At 74.6% G+C, this 23,361-nt stretch carries 16 protein-coding genes; 11 read left to right on the forward strand and 5 right to left on the reverse strand.

The features are described 5' to 3' along the window. Window positions 1–42: 42 nt before the first annotated feature. Complete coding sequence (gene ilvD, locus AB1207_RS09255; protein ID WP_367637776.1) at window positions 43–1,746, reverse strand: dihydroxy-acid dehydratase; 1,704 nt, start codon at window positions 1,744–1,746, stop codon at window positions 43–45. Window positions 1,747–1,872: 126 nt separating this feature from the next. On the opposite strand from ilvD, the gene AB1207_RS09260 reads away from it, so the two are divergent. Together AB1207_RS09260 and AB1207_RS09265 are read left to right on the forward strand one after the other, a co-directional pair. Beyond that, window positions 1,873–3,867, forward strand: a complete 1,995-nt coding sequence (locus AB1207_RS09260) for an aldo/keto reductase (RefSeq protein WP_367637777.1) — start codon at window positions 1,873–1,875, stop codon at window positions 3,865–3,867. Further along, complete coding sequence (locus tag AB1207_RS09265) at window positions 3,864–4,754, forward strand: LacI family DNA-binding transcriptional regulator (protein ID WP_367637779.1); 891 nt, start codon at window positions 3,864–3,866, stop codon at window positions 4,752–4,754. The genes AB1207_RS09260 and AB1207_RS09265 overlap by 4 nt, the downstream gene beginning before the upstream one ends. Window positions 4,755–4,772: 18 nt before the next feature. On the opposite strand, the gene AB1207_RS09270 is transcribed toward AB1207_RS09265, so the two are convergent. Continuing rightward, on the reverse strand, window positions 4,773–4,958 hold the full coding sequence (locus tag AB1207_RS09270) for a hypothetical protein (RefSeq protein WP_367637780.1): 186 nt from the start codon (window positions 4,956–4,958) through the stop codon (window positions 4,773–4,775). A 141-nt stretch (window positions 4,959–5,099) separates the two neighbouring features. Between AB1207_RS09270 and AB1207_RS09275 the strand changes: the two genes are divergently transcribed. Both AB1207_RS09275 and AB1207_RS09280 read left to right on the forward strand, forming a co-directional pair. Then, the gene (locus AB1207_RS09275) at window positions 5,100–6,065 is read left to right on the forward strand and encodes an ATP-binding cassette domain-containing protein (RefSeq protein WP_367637781.1); all 966 of its coding nucleotides are present in this window, start codon (window positions 5,100–5,102) and stop codon (window positions 6,063–6,065) included. Further along, window positions 6,062–6,883: an ABC transporter permease gene (locus AB1207_RS09280; protein ID WP_367637783.1), complete on the forward strand. Its 822-nt coding sequence runs from the start codon at window positions 6,062–6,064 to the stop codon at window positions 6,881–6,883. Before AB1207_RS09275 ends, AB1207_RS09280 begins: the two co-directional genes overlap by 4 nt. On the opposite strand, the gene AB1207_RS09285 is transcribed toward AB1207_RS09280, so the two are convergent. Together AB1207_RS09285 and AB1207_RS09290 are read right to left on the reverse strand one after the other, a co-directional pair. Continuing rightward, window positions 6,865–10,086, reverse strand: coding sequence for an ATP-binding protein (locus AB1207_RS09285; protein ID WP_367637784.1), 3,222 nt, complete (start codon window positions 10,084–10,086; stop codon window positions 6,865–6,867). The genes AB1207_RS09280 and AB1207_RS09285 overlap by 19 nt on opposite strands. Window positions 10,087–10,126: 40 nt before the next feature. Further along, the gene (locus AB1207_RS09290) at window positions 10,127–13,810 is read right to left on the reverse strand and encodes a bifunctional nitrate reductase/sulfite reductase flavoprotein subunit alpha (RefSeq protein WP_367637785.1); all 3,684 of its coding nucleotides are present in this window, start codon (window positions 13,808–13,810) and stop codon (window positions 10,127–10,129) included. A 160-nt stretch (window positions 13,811–13,970) separates the two neighbouring features. Here AB1207_RS09290 and AB1207_RS09295 point away from each other — a divergent pair, with 160 nt between their 5' ends. From AB1207_RS09295 to AB1207_RS09320, 6 genes are read left to right on the forward strand one after another with little or no spacing between them, the layout of a single operon-like run. Continuing rightward, window positions 13,971–15,344 (forward strand): MFS transporter, encoded by a 1,374-nt coding sequence (locus tag AB1207_RS09295; protein ID WP_367637787.1) that lies wholly within the window; start codon window positions 13,971–13,973, stop codon window positions 15,342–15,344. A gap of 10 nt (window positions 15,345–15,354) precedes the next feature. After that, window positions 15,355–17,889: a nitrite reductase large subunit NirB gene (gene nirB / locus AB1207_RS09300; RefSeq protein ID WP_367637788.1), complete on the forward strand. Its 2,535-nt coding sequence runs from the start codon at window positions 15,355–15,357 to the stop codon at window positions 17,887–17,889. Continuing rightward, window positions 17,886–18,215: a Rieske (2Fe-2S) protein gene (locus AB1207_RS09305; RefSeq protein ID WP_367637790.1), complete on the forward strand. Its 330-nt coding sequence runs from the start codon at window positions 17,886–17,888 to the stop codon at window positions 18,213–18,215. The genes nirB and AB1207_RS09305 overlap by 4 nt, the downstream gene beginning before the upstream one ends. A 13-nt stretch (window positions 18,216–18,228) precedes the next feature. Further along, entirely contained in the window at window positions 18,229–19,488 is a 1,260-nt protein-coding gene (gene cobA / locus AB1207_RS09310; RefSeq protein WP_367637792.1) for a uroporphyrinogen-III C-methyltransferase, read from the forward strand. Next, window positions 19,485–20,582, forward strand: coding sequence for a uroporphyrinogen-III synthase (locus AB1207_RS09315; RefSeq protein ID WP_367637794.1), 1,098 nt, complete (start codon window positions 19,485–19,487; stop codon window positions 20,580–20,582). Before cobA ends, AB1207_RS09315 begins: the two co-directional genes overlap by 4 nt. Beyond that, window positions 20,582–21,286, forward strand: a complete 705-nt coding sequence (locus tag AB1207_RS09320) for a sirohydrochlorin chelatase (protein WP_367637795.1) — start codon at window positions 20,582–20,584, stop codon at window positions 21,284–21,286. Before AB1207_RS09315 ends, AB1207_RS09320 begins: the two co-directional genes overlap by 1 nt. On the opposite strand, the gene AB1207_RS09325 is transcribed toward AB1207_RS09320, so the two are convergent. Continuing rightward, the gene (locus tag AB1207_RS09325) at window positions 21,220–22,143 is read right to left on the reverse strand and encodes a 2-hydroxyacid dehydrogenase (RefSeq protein WP_367637796.1); all 924 of its coding nucleotides are present in this window, start codon (window positions 22,141–22,143) and stop codon (window positions 21,220–21,222) included. The genes AB1207_RS09320 and AB1207_RS09325 overlap by 67 nt on opposite strands. Before the next feature lie 37 nt (window positions 22,144–22,180). Between AB1207_RS09325 and AB1207_RS09330 the strand changes: the two genes are divergently transcribed. Then, the gene (locus AB1207_RS09330) at window positions 22,181–23,344 is read left to right on the forward strand and encodes a PQQ-dependent sugar dehydrogenase (RefSeq protein WP_367637797.1); all 1,164 of its coding nucleotides are present in this window, start codon (window positions 22,181–22,183) and stop codon (window positions 23,342–23,344) included. Window positions 23,345–23,361 lie beyond the last annotated feature (17 nt).

Here is a 23,361-nt window from a genome sequence, read left to right on the forward strand (position 1 = left end):
GGACATCCCGTCTCAGAACCGGGACGTCCGGTCGAGCGCAGGTCAGCTGCAGACCGCGCCGACCGAGGCCGACTGCACCTGCTTGGCGTACTTGGCCAGGACCCCGCGCGTGAACACGGGCGGCAGCGGGGCCCAGCCCTCGCGCCGGGCCGCCAGCTCCTCGTCGTCGACGAGGACCTCGAGCGTCTTGCCCGCGACGTCGAGGCGGATGCGGTCGCCGTCGCGGACGAACGCGACCGGTCCCCCGTCGACGGCCTCGGGGGCGATGTGCCCCACGCACAGGCCCGTCGTCCCGCCGGAGAAGCGGCCGTCAGTGAGCAGGAGCACGTCCTTGCCCAGCCCCGCGCCCTTGATCGCCCCGGTGATCGCGAGCATCTCGCGCATCCCCGGACCGCCCTTGGGGCCCTCGTAGCGGATGACGACGACGTCGCCGGCCGAGATCGTGCCGTCCTCGAGGGCGTCGAGGGCCGCGCGCTCGCGCTCGAAGACGCGGGCCGTGCCCTCGAACACCTCCGAGTCGAACCCGGCGCTCTTCACCACGGCCCCGCCCGGGGCGAGGTTGCCCGTGAGGATCGTGATGCCGCCGGTCTTGTGGATCGGGTTGTCCAGGGCGCGCAGCACGACCCCGTCGACGTCCGGCGGCGCGATGTCGGCGAGGTTCTCGGCCATCGTCTTCCCGGTCACCGTCAGCACGTCGCCGTGCAGCAGACCGGCGTCCAGCAGCGCGCGCATGACGACGGGGATCCCGCCGATGCGGTCGACGTCGACCATGACGTGCTTGCCGAACGGCTTGAGGTCGCCCAGGTGCGGCACCTTGCCCGCGACGCGGTCGAAGTCGGCGAGGGTGAGGTCGACCTCGGCCTCGTAGGCGATGGCCAGCAGGTGCAGCACGGCGTTGGTCGAGCCGCCGAGGGCCATGACGACGGCGATGGCGTTCTCGAACGCCTCCTTGGTGAGGATCTGCCGGGCCGTGATGCCGTGGCGCAGCAGGTTGACCACGGCCTCGCCCGAGCGGCGGGCGAACCCGTCGCGGCGGCGGTCGGTCGCAGGCGGCGCGGCGCTGCCGGGCAGCGACATGCCGAGCGCCTCGGCGGCGGCGGCCATCGTGTTGGCGGTGTACATGCCGCCGCAGGCGCCCTCGCCCGGGCAGATCGCGCGCTCGATGACGTCGACGTCCTCACGCGACATGAGCCCGCGGGCGCAGGCCCCGACGGCCTCGAAGGCGTCGATGAGCGTGACCTCGTGCTCGCTGCCGTCGGAGAGCTTGGCCCGGCCCGGCAGGATCGTCCCGGCGTAGAGGAAGACGCTCGCGAGGTCGAGGCGCGCGGCGGCCATGAGCATGCCGGGCAGCGACTTGTCGCAGCCGGCGAGCAGGACCGAGCCGTCGAGGCGCTCGGCGCTCATGACCGTCTCGACGGAGTCGGCGATGACCTCGCGCGAGACGAGGGAGAAGTGCATCCCCTGGTGGCCCATGGAGATGCCGTCGGAGACGGAGATGGTGCCGAACTCCAGCGGGTACCCGCGGGCGGCGTGCACCCCGTCCTTGACGGCCTTGGCGAGGCGGTCCAGGGGCAGGTTGCAGGGGGTGATCTCGTTCCAGCTCGAGGCGACGCCGATCTGGGGCTTCTCCCAGTCGTCGTCCCCCATGCCGACGGCGCGGAGCATGCCGCGCGAGGCGGTCGCCTCCAGCCCGTCGGTGACCTGCCGGCTGCGCGGTTTGACGTCGATCTCATCGGCTGGGCTCACGGTCGGAGTGTAGGCAACCGGGGGCGGCGGGGAGCCGGGGCGTTGACCGCACGCGCGGCCGAGGATACCGTCGGCCGCGTCGTGAACGTTCACGACGTCCCTCCCCCCGGCTCGAAGGAGCGCCAGATGTCGACCCCCACCCGCTGGGCCGTGCTCGGTCCCGGTGGCATCGCCCACCGGTTCGCCTCCCAGCTGCCCTTCGCCGACGCGCAGCTCACGGCCGTCGGCGGCTCCCCCACGGCCGGTGGCCAGGAGCGGGCCCGGGCCTTCGCCGAGGAGTTCGCCGCCCTGTCCGACGGGGGCGCCTTCGTCGGCGACTACGACGCCGTCCTGGCCCGCGACGACGTCGACGCCGTCTACGTCAGCACCGTCCACGTCACGCACGCCCGCCTGGCCCTGGCCGCGATCCGCGCCGGCAAGCACGTGCTGTGCGAGAAGCCGTTCGCCCCGAACAACGGCAGCGTCATGGCCGTCGTCGACGCGGCCCGCGCCTCCGGCGTGAACGTCCTCGAGGCGTACATGTACGCCCACCACCCGCAGACGCAGAAGCTGCTCGACCTCGTCCGCTCCGGCGCGATCGGCACCGTCCAGCACGTCGACGCGAGCTTCGCCTTCGCCACGGGCGCGAAGCAGGGGCGCCTGTACGACGCCGACCTCGCCGGTGGCGGCATCCTCGACGTCGGCGGCTACCCCGTCTCCGCCGCGTACCTCGTCGCGAGCGCGGCCCTCGGCCGCCCGGCCGCGGTGCAGGAGTTCTCCGCCCAGGGCACGGTCGGCGAGACCGGCGTCGACGAGTGGGCGACGGCCTCGATCGTCTTCGCCGGGGGCGTCACCGCCGCCGTCCGCACGGGCGTCGCCCTGTCCGACCCGCAGACGATCACGGTCTACGGTTCGGCGGGCCGCATCCACCTGCCGGACCCGTGGACGATCCTCGGCGACACCCGCGTCGTGCTCACCCGGCCGGGCGCCGAACCGGAGGAGTTCGCGTTCGACCCGGAACTGCCGGAGAACAAGGCCTACGCCCTCGAGGCGAAGGCGCTCGTCGGCGACGACACGCCCGCGTTCACGCTCGACGACACGCTCGCCGTCAACGCCGTGCTGGACCGCTGGCGCGCCGAGATCGGACTGCGCTACCCGTTCGAGACCGACACCGCGGACATCCCCACCGTCTCGGGCCTGCCGCTGCGGCGCACCGAACCCACGGCCATGAAGTACGGCCGCATCCCCGGCCTGGACCGCGAGGTCTCCCGCCTCGTCATGGGGTGCGACAACCAGCCCGACCTCGCGCACGCCTCCGCCATCTTCGACGCGTTCGTTGAGGCCGGCGGGAACACGTTCGACACGGCGTGGCTGTACGGCTCGGGCAAGTACGAGAAGCTGCTCGGCCGGTGGATGGCCAACCGCGGGAACCGCGACGACCTGAACATCATCGTCAAGGGCTGCCACACCCCGCACTGCGACCCCGAGTCCCTCACCCGCCAGCTCTTCGAGTCCTTCGAGCGGCAGGGCCACGAGCACGCGGACATCTACATGATGCACCGCGACAACGAGGACATCCCCGTCGGTGAGTTCGTCGACGTCCTCGACGAGCACGCCGCGGCCGGCCGCATCACCGTCTACGGCGGCTCGAACTGGTCGACCGCCCGCGTCGACGAGGCCAACGAGTACGCCCGCAAGAACGGCAAGCGGCCGTTCTCGGTGCTGTCCAACCACTTCGGGCTCGCCGAGGCGTACGACGTGCCGTGGGCGGGCTGCCGCCACGTGACCGACCCGGCGTCCAAGCAGTGGCTCTCCGAACGCGACATCGCCCTGCTGCCCTGGAGCTCGCAGGCTCGCGGCTTCTTCGCCCGGGCGAACCCGGAGGACCGCAGCGACGCCGAGCTCGTGCGCTGCTACTACTCCGAGGCGAACTTCGAGCGCAAGGCGCGCGCTGAGAAGCTGGGCCGCGAACTCGGTGTCCCGGCCACGGCCATCGCCCTGGCCTTCGTGCTGGCCCAGCCGTTCCAGGTGTTCGCGCTGTTCGGCCCCCGTACGATCGCCGAGGCGCGGTCGTCGATGACCGGCCTCGGCGTCGAGCTCGACGAGCAGCAGGTGGCTTGGCTGGACCTGCGCGAGGGGTGAGCCGCACCCCGGCCGGGGTGTCCCGGCAGACGGTCACCCGGGCGGTCAACGACATGCCCGGCATCAACCCCGGGACGCGCGAGCGGGTCCTCGCCGCCGCCCGGGAGCTGAACTACCACCCGTCGCGGTTCGGACGCGGGCTCGTCAAACCCTCGGCCCGCACCCTGGGGCTGGTCGTGGGCGACCTCACGAACCCCTACTACGCCGACCTCGCCGCCACCGTGCTGCGGCTCGCGGCCGAACGCGGGTGGAACGTCGTCATGGCCGAACCCGGGTCCGTGGCCGACCTCGTCGGCGCGGCCGACGCCGTCGTGGGTTTCACGGGCCTGGCGCTGGAACCCCCAGGGGCCGGTGCCCCCAACCTGCCCGTCGTGGAGATCGACCCGCCCCGCGTCCACCCGGGGCACGGCCGCATCGAGTTCGAGCGGCTCACCGCCACGCGGGACGCAGTGCGGCACCTGCTGGAGCGGGGGACGCGCAGGCCGGTTGTGCTCGACGCGGCGTCCCGGTCCTCGCGCGGCCGGACGTTCCTCGAGGCCTTCGGCGAGGCGGGGGTCGACGCCGTCGTCGTCGACCGCGACACCCCCTGGGCGGACCTGGCCGAGCTCTCCCCCGACGCGCTCGTCGCGTTCAACGACCTCGAGGGTTTCCGGCTGCTGCGCGAACTCCGGGCGCACGGCGTGGACGTGCCCGGGGACGTGCGGGTCGTCGGCGTCGACGGCCTGGCGGTGGGCGACTTCGTCACTCCCCGGCTCTCGACGCTGGCCATCGACCTGGCCGAGGTCGGGCGAGCCGCCCTCGACCTCGTCGCCGAGCTGTCCGAGGGACCGGGCCGGAACCTCACCCGGGTGGTCCCGCACCGGTTCGTGGTGCGCGACTCGACCTGAGGCGTCGACGGGGGAACGTCAGGCGCGCTGCGCCAGGGCCCGCAACCGGGTCCGGACCTCGTGCTCGTGCCAGCCGAGCCGTCCCTGGGACCACGTCGGGGCCGGCAGGGCGCCGCGGCCCACGAGCGCGTGCAGGGTCGCCACGTCCACGTCGTAGCGGTGGCTGACCTGGAGCAGGGTGAGCTTGTCGAGCGGGGCGTCCACGGGGGATCCGATCTCGGGGAGGTGGGGAGGCAAACGTCCCCACTGTACCGGCACAGCCATTGCCAGCGGGACGCCAGCGGGACGCCAGCGGGAGCCGGCCCGCGCCAGCCCCCCGCCAGCGCCGGACGCGACGGTTCCCCCATGACGACACCCGCGATCGAGGCCGAGGGCCTCCGCAAGCGCTTCGGGACGACGCAGGCGCTCGACGGCGTCTCGCTGCAGGTCCCCGCCGGCCGCGTGCTCGGCGTCCTGGGCCCCAACGGCGCCGGCAAGACCACCGCCGTCCGCATCCTGGCGACCCTCCTCGCCCCCGACGAGGGCACCGCCCGCATCGGCGGCCTCGACGTCGTCCGCGACGCGGCCCGGGTGCGCCGCTCGATCGGCCTCACCGGCCAGTACGCCTCGGTCGACGAGGACCTCACGGGGATGCAGAACCTGCTCCTCATCGGCACGCTCCTGGACCTGTCCCGCCGCGACGCCCGCCGCCGCGCCGCCGAGCTGCTCGAGTGGTTCGACCTCGCCGACGCGGCCTCCCGCCGCGCGGGCACCTACTCCGGCGGCATGCGCCGCCGCCTCGACCTCGCCGCCTCCCTCGTCGGCCGGCCCGCGGTGGTGTTCCTCGACGAACCGACGACCGGGCTCGACCCGGCCAAGCGCGACGCCATGTGGGACGTCGTGCGGACCCTGGTCCGCGACGGGTCCACCGTCCTGCTGACGACCCAGTACCTCGAGGAGGCGGACCAGCTGGCCGACGAGATCACCGTCATCGACCACGGCCAGGTCATCGCCCACGACACCCCCGGCGGGCTCAAGCGGCAGGCGGGGAACCGCACCCTCACCGTCGTCCCGCTCGACGCCGCGGACGGGCCCGTGGTGCGGTCCCTGCTCGCCGCGATCTCCGGCGAGGATCCCCAGCCGCTGGCCGACGGGGGTTTCTCGGCCCCCGTCCCCGACGAACGCGCCATGACCGCCACCGTGGCGGCCCTGGCCGACCGCGGTGTGGAGGTCAGCGAACTCTCGCTGCACCTGCCCACGCTCGACGAGGTGTTCGCCAGCCTCACCCAGACCTCCGCACGACCCACCGGCACGAAGGAGTTCGCGGCATGACCACCGTCCTCGACCGCCCCGTCCCCACCGGTTCCGCGAGCACCCCGGCCGCCGGGCCGTTCCGCTCCCTGCGGCACGCCGGTGCCCTCGCGGTCCGCAACCTCGTCAAGACCGTCCGGACGCCCGAGGCGCTCATCGACGTGACGATCCAGCCGATCATCTTCCTGCTGCTGTTCACCTACATCTTCGGCGGCGCCCTCGGCGGCGGGGACCGCTCGACCTACCTGCAGTACCTGCTCCCCGGGATCCTGGCCCAGTCGATCTCGCTGGCCGGTGTCTCGTTGGGCCAGAACCTCAACAGCGACATCCAGAAGGGGGTCTTCGACCGGTTCCGGTCGTTGCCGATCGCGCGCTCGGCGCCCCTCGTGGGCGCCGTGCTGGCCGACGTCGTGCGCTACCTCATCCTGTTCGCCGTCATCATGACGGCCGCCACGGTCATGGGTTTCCGGGTGCAGACCGGGTTCTGGCCCACGCTCGCGGCGCTCGGCGTCTCGATGGCGTTCGCCCTCTCGTTCTGCTGGGTCTCGGTGTTCGTGGGACTGCTGGTCCGCACCCCCGGGGCCGTGCAGGGGCTGATGTTCCTGCTCGTGATGCCCCTCAGCTTCGGCAGCAACGTGTTCGTCGACACGGCGAGCATGCCGGGGTGGTTGCAGCACTTCGTCCACGTCAACCCGATCACGCACCTGGTCGGGGTCGTCCGCGGGTTGATGCTCGGCGGTCCGGTGGCCGGTGACCTCGCGTGGACCGGCGGCTGGATCGCGGTGTTCCTCGCCGTGTTCGTCCCGCTGGCCCTGCGCGCCTACACCCGCCGCGCCTGATCCCCCGCCACCCCCGCCGCCATCCCCACCGCGGCGCGGAGGTCGGCGACCGCCGCCTCCCGGTCCTGGTCCCGGGCGGCGGCGTAGAGGGCTGCGAGGGCCGGGGAACCGTCGGCCTCGAGCGCCGCCCGGACCCGCTGGACCTCGGGTTCGGTCGGGTCCTCGGCCCCGCGCAGGTTCGCGGCGGTGCCGAGGACCCGGGCCGCGCCCGCGGTGTCCCCCTCCTGCAGCCGCCACCGCGCGACCGCCACGGCCACCATCGCGACGATGGGCATGTCGTGGGTCCCGAGCGCCAGGTCGACGGCCTCGGCGAGCACCGCGCGGACCCGGTCGCGCTCCGGGCCGGCGCCCTCGAGCAGCACGTGCGCGGCGGCGGCGAGCAACCCCGCCCTCTCGTGCTCCCACACGCCGGTCCGGCCGCGGTCGGCCAGGTCGGCCAGCTGCCCGTCGACGAGGGCCCGGGCCTCGTCGTGGCGTCCCCGGCCGCGCAGCGAGGCGACCTGGGCGAGGACGAGCCAGGTGCGCGTGGTGGTCGAGGCCGCCGCCGCCACGGCCTCCATGCGGCGCACCTCCTCCGCGGCCTCGGCCGCCGCCCCACGGCGTTGCAGGACGTCGACGAGGCGCATGCGCAGCTGCACCTCGTCGTCGGCGTTGCCGAACGGTGCGACGAGGTCGCCGGCCTGGCGGTACCGCCGTTCGGCGAGGTCCAGGTCGCCCGTGACGACCGCGTGCTGGGCGAGCAGGCGCAGCGCCCCGGCGCGGCCCCAGCTCTCCCCCGCGGCGGCGAAGCCGTCGGCCGACCGCCCCGCGTGGTGCGCCATCGCGCAGACGTCGCCGTCGTTCTCGGCCCCGGCGGCGCACATGAGGTGCACGAGGGCCGTGAGCCACGGGTCGGCGGGCGGTTCGGCGAGGAACGGCTGCACCCGCGGGTCCCGGGCGACGTCGAACCAGACGCCCTCGGTCTCGACGCTGAAGCGGTCGAGGAACACGGCCAGCAGCACCGAGAGCGGGTCGGAGCCGCCGCCGGTGCCGTCGTCCAGCGCGCGGTGCAGCGCCTGCATGCGCACGCGCCCGGCCTCCCACTCCCCCTGCCCCTCCATGAGCCCGTTGACGACCTCCAGCGCCTCGCCGACGAGGTCCAGCGGGGTGCCGGTGGGACCGGCCGAACGGGCCACGGTCGTCCACTCCCGGACCTCGGCGTGCCGGCCGAGGGCCGACCACCACAGGGCGACGGGGACGGTCGTGCGCAGCGCCCGCTCCGCCAGTCCGGCCGCGGCGAGGTGGCGCAGGGCTGCCAGGAGGTCGTCTGCCTCGGCGTCCAGCCGCTGCGACCACGCCAGCTGGGCGGGACCGCGCAGACCCGACGCCGCACCGGCCGCGACACCCTCGGCCCACCGCGTCCGGGCCTCCAGGACGGCCTCGACCTGCCCCGAGGCGGCCAGGCGATCGGCGCCGTACTCCCGGATCGTCTCCAGCAGCGCGTACCTCGCGACGGGCCCGGGACGCAGCTGCAGCAACGACTTCTCGACGAGGGAGCCCAGCAGGTCGGCCACGGTCAGCTCGTCGCCGAGATCGGCGGCCACCGCGGCGGCGGCGTCCACCGCCACCGGGGCGTGGAACACCGACAGCCGCTGCAGCAGGACCTTCTCGTCGGCCGCGAGGAGCTCCCAGCTCCAGTCCACGACGGCGCGCAGCGTGCGGTGCCGGGCGACGGCCGTCCGCCGGCCACCGGTCAGCAGGCGGAACCGGTCGGACAAGCGGCCCAGGAGGTCGGCCGGGGTCATCGTCCGCACGCGGGCCGCCGCGAGCTCCAGGGCCAGCGGCAACCCGTCGAGGCGGTCCACGACCTGCTGGACGACCGCCCGGTCCGCGGGGTCGGTCAGGGAGAACCCCGGCGAGACGGCGGCCGCCCGGTCGGTGAACAGTTGCAGCGCAGCCGTTCGCGGCAACGGCCCGAGCGGGTGCAGCACCTCGCCCTCGACCCCGAGGGCCTCGCGCGAGGTGGCCAGGACGACGAGCGCGGGGCAGGCGTGCAGGAAGTCCTCGACGAGGTGGGCCACGTCGTCGAGGAGGTGCTCGCAGTTGTCGAGCACGAGGACCGTCCGGCCCCCACCGAGGGCCGCGACGACGCGGGAGCGCTGATCGGCATCGGCCACGGGTCGCCGGTCGCGGCCGGTGTCGCGGGCGCCCACCGCCGCGGCGACCGCGCCCAGGACGTCCGCCCCCTCGGCCACGGGGGCGAGCGCGACGACGGCCACCGCGGTCCCCGCCGCGGTCAAGCCCGCGGCGACCTCCGTCGACAACCGCGTCTTGCCCGCTCCCCCGGGCCCCACGACGGTGACGCAGCGGACCTCCTCGAGGAGGCCGCGGACGCGGACGACGTCGTCCTGGCGCCCGACGAACGAGGTGAGCGGCCGCGCGGGCGGGGGTCCGGGCACGGGCGCCGCCGACGCGGTGTCCCCCACCGCCAGCGCCACGCGGTGGGCCTCGCGCAAACCCGCGGAGGGATCGGTCCCGAACTGCTCGGCGAGCAACCGCCGCGTCCCCTCGTAGGCCGCGAGGGCCTCGGCGGACCGCCCCTCGGCGGCCAGGACGCGCACGAGCAGTTCGGCGAGGCGCTCCCGCACCGGGTGCGCGCGCAGGAGCCCCTCCAGCTCGGCGGCCAGCCCGTCCGTGCGCCCCAGCGCGAGCCGCGCCGCCGCCCGGTCCGCGACCGCCTCGAGCCGGGACTCCTCCAGGCGCACCGCGTCCGGCGCCGAGGCGATCTCGGCGAGCGGTCCGCGCCAGCGGCCCAGGGCGGCGTCGAGCACGGCCTCGGCCCGGTCGGGGCGTCCGGCCCGCAGCTCCGCGTGACCCTGGGCGAAGGCGGCCTCGACCTCGGGGACGTCGACGGCGACGCCGCGCAGGGCGTACCCGGCGGGGCCGGCCTCCACGGTCGCGGCCGTGCCCAGCGTCCGCCGGAGCCGGGACACGAGGGACTGCAGCGCACCGGGTCCCGTCGGTCCGTCGCCGGACCACAGCAGGTCCTCCAGGACGCCGGTGGCCACGGGCCGGCCCGCGCGGAGGGCGAGCTCGGCCAGCAGGAGGCGCAGCCGCGTCCCGGCGACGGCCACCTCGGTGCCGTCGGCGGCCTCGACCCGCAGGGGGCCGAGCAGCTCGATCCGCAGGGACGCGGAGACGGGGGCGGACACGGGGACGGCCACGGGGACAGACTGCCACCCGGTGCCGCTGGTGGACGCCGCGTCAGTAGACGTCGCGCACGTACCGCCCCGCCGCGGCCATCGCCTGCACGTGCGCGGCCGCCGCGTCCGGCGACATCCCCCCGTGCTCGGCGACGACGTCGCGCAGGGCCCGGTCCACGTCCCGGGCCATCCGCGCGGCGTCCCCGCACACGTAGAGGTGGGCGCCCTCGTCGATCCACCGCCACAACTCCCGGCCCTGGCGGCGCATCCGGTCCTGGACGTAGACCTTCTCCGGCTGGTCACGGGAGAACGCCAGGCTCAGCCGGGTGAGGGAGCCGTCCTGGCGCCACGCCTCGAACTCCTCGCGGTAGTACCAGTCGGTGGCCGAACTGCGCTCGCCGAAGAACAGCCAGTTCCGGCCGCCCCCGCCGTGGGCGCGGCGCTCCTGCAGGAAACCCCGGAACGGGGCGACGCCCGTGCCCGGGCCGACCATGACGACGGGCACGCTGGGGTCGGCCGGGGGCCGGAAGGCCGGGCTGGGCTGGACGAACACCCGCAGGTCCTGCCCGTCGGCCCGGTCGGCCAGGAACGAGGAGCAGACCCCGTGCCGCACCGGGTCACCGAACCGGACGACCGACACCGTCAGCTGCACCTCGTCCGGGTGGGCCTCCGGCGCCGAGGAGATCGAGTACTGCCGCGGCTGCAGGGGCCGGAGGAGGTTGCGCCACTCGAGCGGTTCGGCGCGCACCGGGAACGCTCGCAGCACGTCCACCGTCTGCCGTCCCCAGCACCAGTCGGCGGTGAGTCCCGGTTCCCGCGAGTGCCGGCCGACGAAGTCCAGCAGGGCCGCGGAGGGACGGGTGACGTCGAGCTCGGCGAGGTCCTCCGGGGCGTTCCCGGTCAGCCGCGCCACCTCCTCCACGACGCGGGGGTCGTTGACGGGCCAGATCCCCAGGGAGTCCCCGGCCCGGTAGGCCAGCCCCTCGTCGCGATGGATCCCGATCTGCCGCACCTCCTTCGAGGACCCCGGCCGGTTCAACCGGACGTTGCGCACGAGGTGGGACCGGTAGGGGTTCCGACGGGTCGGCCGGTCGGACGCCACCCGCGGTGCGGGCACCACCGGCCGGTCGGCCAGCAGGTGCAGGACCCGGGTGCTCCAGTCCTCCGCGCGCTCGACCTGGTCGGGTTCGCAGTCCACGCGCGGCAGCAGCCGGGTGGCGCCGAGTTCGGCGAACCGCTCGTCGAGGCGCCGACCGTGGCCGCAGAAGTCGGCGTAGGAGGAGTCCCCGAACGCCAGCACCGCGAACCGGCGGTCCTCCAGCCGCGGGGCGTCCGGCGCGGACACGCTCGCCCAGAACGCGGCCCCGTTGTCGGGTGGGCCGCCGTCCCCGAACGTGCTGGCGACGAGCAGCGTCGTCGGCGCCAGCCGGGCCGGGTCGGCGCGGTCCATGCCCACCGCCCCGGCACGGACGCCGGAGGCCACGAGGGCGGCCGCGGTGGACCGGGCGTGCTCGGCCGCCCCGCCGGTCTGGGAGGCGTACAGGACGAGCACGTCGAGGTCGTCCTCCTCCTCGTCCTCCGCCCCGGGGGCCGTCACCGGCGCCGTCGCCACCGAGACCCGCCGCAACGCCACCGCGCAGACCTTGAACTCCGGTTGCAGGCTGTCGGGGTCCACGGCGTCGTGCGTCACGGCGTTGACGGCGACGTCCTCGCCGAACGTGTCGTTCCAGTGGAACGGCGCGAAGCAGCAACCGGGCAGGACCCGATCGGTCACGACGGCGGGGAGCACGACCCGGCCCCGCCGCGATCGCACCTCCACACCGTCACCCTCGGCGATGCCGAGCCGCTCGGCGTCCTGCGGGTGCACCTCGACGAACGGCCCGGGGTTCAAGGCCTCCAGCTGCGGGACCTTCCCCGTCTTGGTGCGGGTGTGCCACTGGTGCTGCACGCGGCCGGTGCCCAGGACGAAGGGGTGCTCGTCGTCGGGCAGTTCGGCGGCGGGCACGAAGGGCCGGGGCCAGAACACCGCGCGGCCGTCCGCCGTCGGGAACCGGAACCCGTCGCCCTCGCGGTACCGGACCGGGTTGCGGTCCGGGCCGCCGGGGGCGGCCGGCCACTGCACGGGCCCGGACCGCAGCCGGTCGTGGTCCACACCCCGCAGGTCGTACCCCGTCCGCGGGTTGGAGAACCCCCGCACCTCCTCGAACACCTCGGCGGCGCTGGAGAACGCGAAGTCCGCGGAGAAGCCCATGCGCTGCGCGACCCCGGCGACGAGCGCCCAGTCCGGCCGGGCGTCGCCGACGGGGTCGACGGCCTGGGGCAGCAGGGTCATGGTCCGTTCGGAGTTCACGGCGACCTGGTCGGACTCCGCCCACAGCGCCGCGGGCAGCAGGACGTCGGCGAACGGCGTCGTCTCGGTGTCGGCGAAGGCGTCCTGGACCACGACGAAGTCGCAGCGCTGCAACGCCTCCACGACGACGGACCGGTTCGCGACGGAGGCGACGGGATTCGTGCAGACGATCCAGCAGGCCTTGACCTCCCCTGCCGCCATCCGGCGGAAGAGGTCGATCGTGCCCGTACCCGCGTCGGTGCGCAGGGTTCCGGGCGGCAGACCCCACCGCTCCTCGACGAAGGCACGGTCCCCGGGGTCCAGCGCCGTCCGCTGACCGGGCAACCCCGGTCCCATGTACCCCATCTCCCGGCCGCCCATGGCGTTCGGCTGCCCCGTCAGGGAGAACGGGCCGCTGCCGGGGCGGCCGATGGCCCCCGTCGCCAGGTGCAGGTTCACGAGGGCGTTCGTGTTCCACGTCCCGTGCACGCTCTGGTTCAGCCCCATCGTCCAGCAGCTCATCCAGTTCCGTGCCCCGGCGATGAGCTCGGCGGCCCGGCGCAGGTCCGCCTCGGGGATCCCCGTGATCTCCGCCACCCGGGCCGGCGGGTGGTCCGCGACGACCCCGGCCATGCCGTCCCAGCCGCGTGTGCTGGACCGCACGAACTCCTCGTCCACCGCGCCCGCCTCGACCAGCAGGTGCAGCAACCCGTTCAGCAGGGCGAGGTCGGTGCCCGGGCGCACCGGCAGGAACAGGTCGGCGGCGTCGGCCGTCGGGGTGCGCCGGGGGTCGACGACGACGAGCGTGGCCCCCGCCCGGACCCGCTCCATCATCCGCAGGAACAGGATCGGGTGGCAGTCGGCCATGTTGGAACCGATGACGAGGAACACGTCGGCGTGGTCGAAGTCGTCGTAGGACCCCGGCGGCCCGTCGGCCCCGAGGGACTGCTTGTAGCCCGTGCCGGCGCTGGCCATGCACAGGCGCGAGTTCGACTCGATCTGGTTCGTCCCCCAGAAGCCCTTCACGAGCTTGTTGGCCAGGTACTGCGCCTCCAGCGACATCTGACCGGAGACGTAGACGGCGACGGAGTCCGGCCCGTGCTCGACGATCGTGGCCGCGAAGCGGTCCGCGACCCGGTCCAGCGCCTCGTCGAGGGGCACGTCCCGCGCCGCCCCGCCCCGCTCGTCGCGCAGGGCGGCCCGTTCGAGCCGGCCGGGCGCCGTCATGAAGGCCGCGCTCGTCGCGCCCTTGGTGCACAGCCGCCCCCGGTTGACGGGGTGCTCGCGGTCGCCCGTGACCCCGGCCAGGGTCCGCCGGCCGGTGACCGGGTCCGTCGCGACGTCGAGGACGACACCGCAGCCGACGCCGCAGTAGGAGCACGCGCTGCGCACGGAGGTCGGGGCGGGAGCCGTCACGGGAGCAGTAGAGCGGGGCGCCGTTGCCACCCCGTTTCCCGCGTGTTGCGGCCGTGGTGCGGCCTCCTCACAGCCCCGCCGCGGGGGCGTGAGGACACCGTGACGCACCCGCAACGGCACGCGCCACTGCCCGCAACACGAGGCCCCTAGCGTCGCCGACATGACCCTGGACACCCGCACCATCCCGGCTCCCCGGTCCGGCCGCTGGGTCGACGACCACGACCCCGAGGACGTCCGGCAGTGGGAGTCGACCGGCCGCCGGCGGGCCCAGCGCAACCTGTGGCTGTCGATCTTCGCCGAGTTCCTCGGCTTCTCCGTCTGGCAGCTCTGGACGATCGTCACGCCGTCGCTGAACAGCGCGGGGTTCGCCCTCACCGCCGACCAGATGTTCTGGCTCATCGCCGTGCCGAACCTCGTCGGGGCGACCCTGCGCTTCCCCTACACGTTCGCGGTCCCGCGCTTCGGCGGCCGGAACTGGACCGTCGTCTCGGCCCTGCTGCTGCTCGTCCCCTGCATCGGGCTCGCCGTCGTCGTGCAGAACCCCCAGACGCCGTTCTGGGTCATGGTCCTCGTGGCGGCCACGGCCGGTGTCGGGGGCGGGAACTTCGCCAGCAGCATGGCGAACATCTCGTTCTTCTACCCCGAGCGCGAGAAGGGTGCGGCGCTGGGGCTGAACGCGGCGGGCGGGAACCTCGGGGTCGCCGTCGTGCAGCTCGTCATCCCGGTCGTCGTGGTCGTCGGCGGAGGTCTGGCCCTGGACCGGGCCGGACTCGTCGTCGTCCCGCTGGCGGTGCTCGCGGCGGTCCTGGCCTGGCGCTCCATGGACAACCTGTCCACCGCCAAGGCCGACCTCGCCGGGTACGCCGCCGCGGTGCGGAACAAGCACACGTGGATCGTGTCGTTCCTCTACATCGGGACGTTCGGGTCCTTCATCGGCTACGCCGGGGTGTTCCCGCTGCTCATCAAGCAGCAGTTCCCGGAGATCGGTTTCTCCTGGGGTTTCGTCGGTCTGCCGCAGGTTCCGCTGACGCTGGCCTTCCTCGGGGCGCTCGTCGGATCGCTCGCCCGTCCCACCGGCGGGCGGCTCGCCGACCGCTGGTCCGGCGCCGACGTCGGCGTCGCGGCCTACGCCGTCATGGCCCTGGGGGCCCTCGGGGTCATCGCCTCCCTGGCCGCCGGCAGCTTCGCCGGGTTCTTCGCCTCCTTCCTCCTCCTGTTCGTGGCCAGCGGGGTCGGCAACGGCGCGGTGTACCGGATGATCCCGGCGATCTTCCGGGCGGGCATCGACGTGGCCGCGGACCCGCAGGGCCTGGTCCTGGCCAAGCGCCAGGCCGCCGCCTGCATCGGCATCGCGTCCGGCATCGGGGCCTACGGGGGGTTCATCATCCCCCGGGTGTTCGCCGAGTCGCTCAAGACCGGTTCGCTGCAACCCGCCCTGCTGGCGTTCGTCGGGTTCTACGCCGTCTGCGCGGTCGTCACGGTCGCCGTCTACAAGGTCGGCAGCGCCCAGCGCTTCGCCGGTACCCGGATCTGAGGAGGACACCGTGACCGACACCACCCAGCGCACCGCGCAGAGCGTCACCGTTCCCGCCCCCCGGGGCCACCGCCGTCGCCTGGTCGTCGTCGGCAACGGCATGGCCGGCATCCGTGCCGTCGAGGAAGTCCTGGAGCGCGGCGGCGCCGGCGCCTTCGACGTCACCGTCTTCGGCGACGAACCGTACGGGAACTACAACAGGATCATGCTCTCCCACGTGCTGTCCGGGGAGGAGGCAGAAGACGGCATCGTCCTGAACCCCCTGTCCTGGTACGAGGAGAACGGCATCGACCTGCGCGCCGGGGTGCGCGTGGACCACGTCGACCACGCCGCCCGCGTCGTGCACGACGCCGCCGGTGGCCGCACGCCGTACGACACGCTCCTGATCGCCACGGGGTCCACGCCGTTCTTCCCCCCGATGGAGGGTCTGCACCGCGGTGACGGATCCCTGCTCGAGGGGGTGTTCGCGTTCCGCACGCTCGACGACGCCCGGGCGTTGCTGGAGAACGCCCGCACCCACCGGCGCGCGGTCGTCATCGGCGGCGGTCTGCTCGGACTGGAGGCGGCGCACGGGCTCGTGACGCACGGCCTCGAGGTCGACCTCGTGCACTCCCCGCCGCACCTCATGAACCAGCAGCTCGGTTCCGACGCCGGTCGGGTGCTGCGGCGCAAGGTCGAGCAGCTGGGCATCCGGGTGCACACCGGCGTGCGGACGCGGGGACTGCTGGGCACCGACCGCGTGAGCGGCGTGGAACTGCCGGACGGCACCGTCCTGGCCGCGGACTTCGTGGTTGTCGCGGCCGGCATCCGGCCCAACGTCGAGGTCGGCGTGAGCGCGGGCCTCGACGTCGACCGCGGGATCCTCGTCGACGACCGCATGCGCACCAGCGCCGAGGACGTCTACGCCGTCGGCGAGTGCGTCCAGCACCGCGGCCAGACCTACGGCCTCGTGGCCCCGCTGTGGGACCAGGCGAGCGTGCTGGCCGACCACCTCACCGGTGCGGCCCCGGACGCGGAGTACCACGGGTCCCGCACGTCGACGAAGCTCAAGGTCGCCGGCGTCGACGTGGTGGCGATGGGCCTGTCCGGCCCCGAGCGCGACGAGGACGAGTTCGTCGTGTTCTCCGAACCGCACCGCGGTGTCTACCTCAACGCCGTGGTCCGCGACGACCGGCTCGTGGGAGCCACCCTCCTCGGGGACGTCCGCAAGGCGGCCGTCCTCGCCCAGCACTACGACCTCGGCACACCGCTGCCGGAGGAACGGACCCGGCTGCTCCTCGACCTCGGAGAGGTGCAGGAGGGCGCCGGCGCCGGTGACCTCGCCGACCTCGACGACGCGGTTCAGGTCTGCCACTGCAACGGCGTCACGAAGGGCCGCATCGTCGGTGCCGTCGCGGACGGCTGCACGTCGACGACCGCGGTGATGGCGAAGACCAAGGCCGGCAAGGGCTGCGGTTCCTGCAAGGACCTCGTCGAGCGGATCACCGAGTGGGCCGCGGGCGGGAACCTCACGGTCGACGAGACGGTCGGCTGGTACGTCCCGGGGGTTCCGCTGGCCAAACCGGAGCTCATGGCGGCCATCCGCGAGCGCGGCCTGAAGTCCGTGTCGGCGGTGTTCCGCGAACTCGCCCCGGGCGGCGTCGAGGACGCCAAGTCGAAGATGGGCCTGACCTCGCTGCTGCGGATGATGTGGCCCGAGGGGATCGTCGAGGAACGCGACGGGCGGTTCGTCAACGACCGCGTCCACGCGAACATCCAGCGCGACGGCACGTTCTCCGTCGTCCCGCAGATGAAGGGCGGGGTCACCACCGCCGACCAGCTCCGGACGATCGCCGACGTCGCGGACAAGTACGACGTCGGGATGATCAAGGTCACGGGCGGACAGCGGATCGACCTGCTGGGCGTGCCGAAGGAGGACCTGCCGAAGGTGTGGGCGGACCTCGGGATGCCGTCGGGGTACGCGTACGGCAAGAGCTTCCGGACCGTGAAGACCTGCGTCGGGACCGACTTCTGCCGGTTCGGCCTCGGCGACTCCACCCAGCTCGGCATCGACCTCGAGACCCGGTACCAGGGCGTCGAGGCACCGGCCAAGCTCAAGCTCGGTGTCGTCGGCTGCCCGCGGAACTGCGCCGAGGCGTACGTCAAGGACGTCGGTGTCGTCGCCGTCGGGTCCGGCCGGTGGGAGGTCTACGTCGGCGGCGCGGCCGGGGCCACCGTCCGCAAGGGCGACCTCCTGACCACCGTCACCTCCCCGGAGGAGGTCGTCACGCTCGTCGGCCGGTTCATCCAGTTCTACCGGGAGTGGGGGAACTGGCTGGAACGCACCTACGAGTTCGTCCCGCGCCTCGGGATCGAACGCGTGCGCGCCGTCCTGGTCGACGACTCCGACGGCATGGCCGCCGGGCTGGACGAGCGCATGCAGACCACCGTGGAGAACTACCGCGACCCCTGGCAGGAAGGCGCCGAGCCCGTGACCACCGGACAGTTCCGTCCCGCCCTCCCCCTCGGCATGCCGACGGTCCGCCCCTCGCAGGTGCGGTCGTGAACGCCCCGGCCGACGTCCTGCAGGACGTGTGCCGCGTCGAGGACCTGCCCGTCGGGGAGGGCCGCACCTACGTGGTCGACGGCGAGCAGGTCGCGCTGTTCCGGCACCGCAGCGGCCGCGTCAGCGCGGTCCAGGCCGCCTGCCCGCACGCCGGTGGGCCGCTGGCCGACGGGCAGGTCGACGAGTCCGTCGTCATCTGCCCCCTGCACCTGACGGCCTTCGACCTCGCCACGGGCGAGGCGACGGGGGGTGGGGAGGGAACGATCGCGGTGCATCCTTGTCGGGTCGAGGCCGGCGTGGTCAGGGTGGGCGTCGATGTCCGCTGAGAGAGGGGTTCCGGTGGCACCGCTGTACCCCCTGCACCTCGACGTCACCGGACGGCGCGTCCTCGTCGCCGGCGGTGGGCCCGTCGCGGCGCGGCGGGCCCGGGACCTCGTGGAGGCCGGCGCCGACGTCCTCGTCGTCGCCCCGGCGGTGTGCGAGGACCTGCGCGACCTGCTGCCCCTCCTGACGTGGGAGGCGCGTGACGTGGACCCGGCCGACGTCGCCGACGTCTGGCTCGTCCACACCGCCACGGGCGACCCCGCGGCCGACGCCGCCGTCGCCGCGGCCGCCGAGGCCCTGCACGTGTGGTGCGTCGTCGCGGCGGAGGCGGCCGCCGGCAGCGCCTGGACCCCCGTCGTCGTGCGGCGCGACGTGGGCGGGGCGCCCGTCACCGTCTCGGCCACCGCGGGTGGTGACCCGCGGCGGGCCACCGGGTTGCGCGAGGCGCTGTCGCGATGGCTGGACTCCGGCGCCGCACCCCTGCGCCGCCGCCGCCCGGGCCGGGGTCGCGTGACCCTCGTCGGCGGCGGGCCGGGCGAGGTGGACCTGCTGACGCTGCGCGGCCGCCGCCGGCTCGCCGAGGCGGACGTCGTCGTCGTGGACCGCCTCGCGCCCACGGCCGTGCTCGTCGACCTCGACCCCGACGTGGTGGTCGTCGACGTCGGAAAGACCCCCGACCACCACCCCGTCCCCCAGGACGAGATCAACCGCCTCCTCGTCGAGCACGCGCAGGCGGGCCGGCACGTCGTGCGCCTCAAGGGCGGCGACCCCTACCTGCTCGGCCGCGGCGGCGAGGAGGTCCTCGCCTGCCGCGCCGCCGGCGTGGACGTCGAGGTGGTCCCGGGCGTCACGAGCGCCTTCGCCGTGCCCGCGGCGGCGGGTGTGCCCGTGACCCACCGCGGCCTGTCCCGCTCGGTCACGGTCGTGAGCGGCCACGAGGACGTCGACGCGGCCGCGCTGGCCTCGCTCGACGGGACCCTGGTCCTCCTCATGGGCGTGACGATGCTGCCGCGCACCGCCGACGGCCTCCTCGCAGCCGGCAAGGCCCCGGACACCCCCGTCGCGATCGTCGAGAACGGCTGGCGCGCAGGGCAACGCACCACCCGGGGAACGCTGGCCGACATCGCGGTCCGGGCCGCGCAGGAGGGCGTCCGCAACCCGGCGGTCATCGTCGTCGGCGCGGTCGCCGCGCTGGAGGGCCTGGCCGACACGACGGGCGAGGTCACGGGAGAGGTGACGGGGACGACGACGGTCGCCTACCGTCCGCACTCGTGACGGAACTCCTGGGCGTGACGATCGGCATCACCAGCGACCGCCGCTCGGGCGACATGATCGCCACCTTCGAACGCAAGGGCGCGCGCGTCCTGCACGCGCCGACCATGCGGATCGTCCCCCTGACCGAGGACGACCAGCTGCTGGCGGACACCCGCGACGTCATCGCCGACCCGCCGGACGTCGTCCTGGTGACGACGGGGATCGGGCTGCGGGGCTGGGTGGAGGCCGCGGACGCCGCCGGCCTCGCCGGGCCGCTGCTGGAGACGATGGGGCGGGCCCGCGTGGTCGCCCGCGGTCCGAAGGCGACGGGCGTCATCCGGGCCAACGGGTTGCGGGAGGCGTGGTCCGCGGCCTCGGAGCAGACCGCGGAGGCCGTGGAGCGGCTCGTGGCGGACGGGGTCGACGGGTGCTCGGTCGTCGTGCAGCTGCACGGGGCCGCTGACGAGCACCAGCTCGCCCCGCTCGTCGCCGCCGGCGCCCGTGTGCGGGGGGTGTCGGTGTACCGGTGGCTGCCGCCCGCGGACCCCGACGCCGTCGACCGGCTCGTCGACCTCGTCGCCGAGCGCGCCCTCGACGCGGTGACGTTCACGAGCGCCCCCGGCGCGGTCGCGCTGCTCGAGGTCGCGCAGCGGCGGGGCCGGCACGAGGAGCTCGTCGCGGCCTTCGGTGACGGCGTCGTCGCGTGCGCCGTCGGCGACGTGACCGCGGAACCGTTGCGGGCCGTGGGGATCGAGCCGCTGATCCCCGACCGGTGGCGGCTGGGCGCCCTGCTGCGGACGCTGACGGCGCACCTGGCCGAGAACCCCGTCGCCGACGTGGCCACCGTGCAGGGACGCCTGGTCGTGCGGGCGCAGACCGCCGTCCTCGACGGTGTCCTGCTGGAACTGGCCCCCGGGCCCCGGGCCCTGCTGCGCCGGCTCGCGGAGGCCGGGGGCGCCGTGCTGAGCCGGGAGGACCTGCTGCCGGCCCTGCCCGGGGCGGCCGACGTCCACGCCGTCGAGGTGACGATCGGCAGGCTGCGCGCCGCCCTCCCGGACGCCTCGCTCGTCCGCACCGTCGTCAAGCGCGGCTACCGACTGGAGACCACCACCTGATGGAACCCGTCTTGATCGCCTGCTCGCACGGGACCCGTTCCGCCGCAGGGCAGCAGGTCGTCGACGCGCTGCGCGACGCCGTCCGGGCCGCGCGGCCGGGGCTGGTGGTGGAAGGCGCGCAGGTCGACGTCCACGGCCCGTACCTGGCCGACGTGGTGGACCGCGTCTGCCGGGACCGGGACGCCGTCGTCGTGCCGCTGCTGCTGTCGAGCGGCTACCACGTGCGGGTGGACATCGCGCAGGCCCTCGAGCGGGGCGGTGGCCGCGCGGTGGCGGCGCCCGCGCTGGGCCCGGGCCCGGAGGTCGTCGACATCCTGCTCGAACGGCTGGGCTCCCACGACGGGCCGGTCGTCCTCGCGGCGGCCGGGTCCTCGGACGCGCGGGCCCAGGCCGACGTCGAGGCGGCCGTCGGGCTGCTCGCCGAGCGGCTGGGGCGGCCCGTCACGTCGGGGTTCCTGTCCGCGCAGGAACCCACCGTCGCGGACGCCGTCGCCGCGGCCGGCCCGCGACCCGTGGCCGTCGTGAGCTACCTGCTGGCGCCCGGGGTGTTCTCGGCGCGACTCGCGTCCGTCGGGGCCGACGTCGTCACCGACCCCCTCGGGGTGCACCCCGGCCTCGTCGACCTCGTGCTGGCGCGCTACGACGCGACGGTGCGGGACACCACGTTCGCGAGGTCCTCCCCCGCCACCAGCCGCGCGACCTGAGCACGCAGCAGCGCCACCATCCGCGGCCGGAACGCCGTGGAGTTCCCGCCGACGTGCGGCGTGACGACGACGCCGGGCGAGGACCACAACGGGTGGTCGGCCGGGAGGGGTTCGGGATCGGTGACGTCGAGCGCGGCGCGGATCCGCCCGTCCCGCACCGCCTCCACGAGCGCTGCGGTGTCCACGACGGGGCCGCGGGCCACGTTGACGAGCAGCGCTCCGTCGGGCATCGCGGCGAGGAACCCCGCGCCCACCAGGCCGCGCGTGCGGTCGGTCAGCGGGCAGGCCAGGACGACGACGTCGTGCTGCGGCAGCAGGTCGGGGAGTTCCTCGACCGCGTGGACCTGGACGCCGTCCTGGACGCGCGCGCGGGTCCCGACCGCCGTGACGGAGCACTCGAACGGGGCGAGGCGGGCGGCGACGGCGCGGCCGACCCCGCCCCAGCCGACGACGAGGACGGACCGGTCGGCCAGGGACGTGCGCCGGGACGGCTTCCACTCCCCCGACGCCATCGAGCGGACGTCGTCGTCCAGGCCGCGCAGGGACAGGACCGCCAGTCCCACGGCGAGCTCGGCCGTCGACGTCTCGTGGACGCCGGAGGCGTTGCACAGCAGCACGTCCGGGGGCAGCTGCTCGGGCACTCCGTCGTAGCCGATGGTCAGGAGCTGGACCGCGCGCACGCCGTCGGGCAGCGCCGAGACGTCGGGGGTCGCGACGTAGGGCGGGACAACGAGGGCCGGCGCGGGATCGGGGGCCGGGCCCGTGCCGTCCCAGACGACGACCTCGGCGCCGTCGAGGGTCCCGAGCGCACGGGCCCAGGACTCGGAGGGGACGCTCACCACGACGTGCTCGCTCACGCGGGCACGCTAGCCGCATCCGGGTGAGGATGGACCGGTGACCCGCAGACGCACGGCCCTCGCCCCGGCGGCCCTCGTCGGGACCCTCCTGCTCGGCTGCTCGGACTCGGCGCAGTCCCCCGGCACCCCGACCCCCACCGCGGCGCAGCCCGCTCCCTCGACGTCGGCCTCCACGCCGGTGGACCCCTCGGAGATCGTCGCGGCCGCCGTCGGGCTGCCCGGCGACCCCGTGGACGTCGCCACGGGGCTCGACGTGCCCTGGGGGATGGCGGTGCTGCCCGACGGGACAGCGTTGGTCACGCTGCGGGACGAGGCCCGCGTTGTGCAGGTCGGTCCCGGGGTCTCGACGGTCCTGGGCGCGGACGGTCCGGACGGGCGGGTCCCGGACGTCGTGCCCGGCGGCGAGGGCGGGCTGCTGGGGATCGCGCTGTCGCCGGAGTTCTCGAGCGACCAGCACGTGTTCCTCTACCAGACGGCCCGCGACGACAACCGCGTCGTGCGGTACACGCTGGCGCAGAACCGCCTCGGCGAGGCGACGCCCGTCCTGACGGGCATCCCGAAGAACTCGACCCACAACGGCGGGCGGATCGCCTTCGGCCCGGACGGCAAGCTCTACGTCGGCACGGGGGACGCCCAGAACCGTCCCGCGGCCCAGGACCCGACGTCGCTCGGCGGCAAGATCCTGCGGCTGAACCCCGACGGGACCGTCCCTCCGGACAACCCGACGGCCGGTTCACCCCTGTGGTCCCTGGGCCACCGCAACCCGCAGGGTCTGGGCTGGGACTCCACGGGTCGCCTCATCGCCGCGGAGTTCGGCCAGGACGAGTGGGACGAGCTCAACGTCATCCGGCCCGGCGGGAACTACGGCTGGCCCGAGGTCGAGGGGCCCGGGGACGGCGGCGGGAGGTTCGTCGCCCCCGTGCAGACGTGGGCCACCGACGACGCCTCGCCCTCGGGGATCACGGTCACCCCCGACGCCGTGTACGTCGCGGCGCTGCGCGGAGAACGCCTGTGGCGGGTGCCGCTGAACCCCGACGGACCGACCGGGACCCCCGACGCGTACCTGCAGGGAGCCCTCGGCCGGCTGCGGACGGTCGAGGTCGGGCCGGACGGGTCGCTGTGGGTCCTCACGTCCAACACGTTCCGCGGGGAACCCCGTTCCGGGGACGACCGCCTGGTGTCGGTGCCGTTGTCGTCCTGAGGTTCCCGGACGGCAGG

This window comes from Kineococcus endophyticus (assembly GCF_040796495.1).
Classification (GTDB): domain Bacteria; phylum Actinomycetota; class Actinomycetes; order Actinomycetales; family Kineococcaceae; genus Kineococcus; species Kineococcus endophyticus.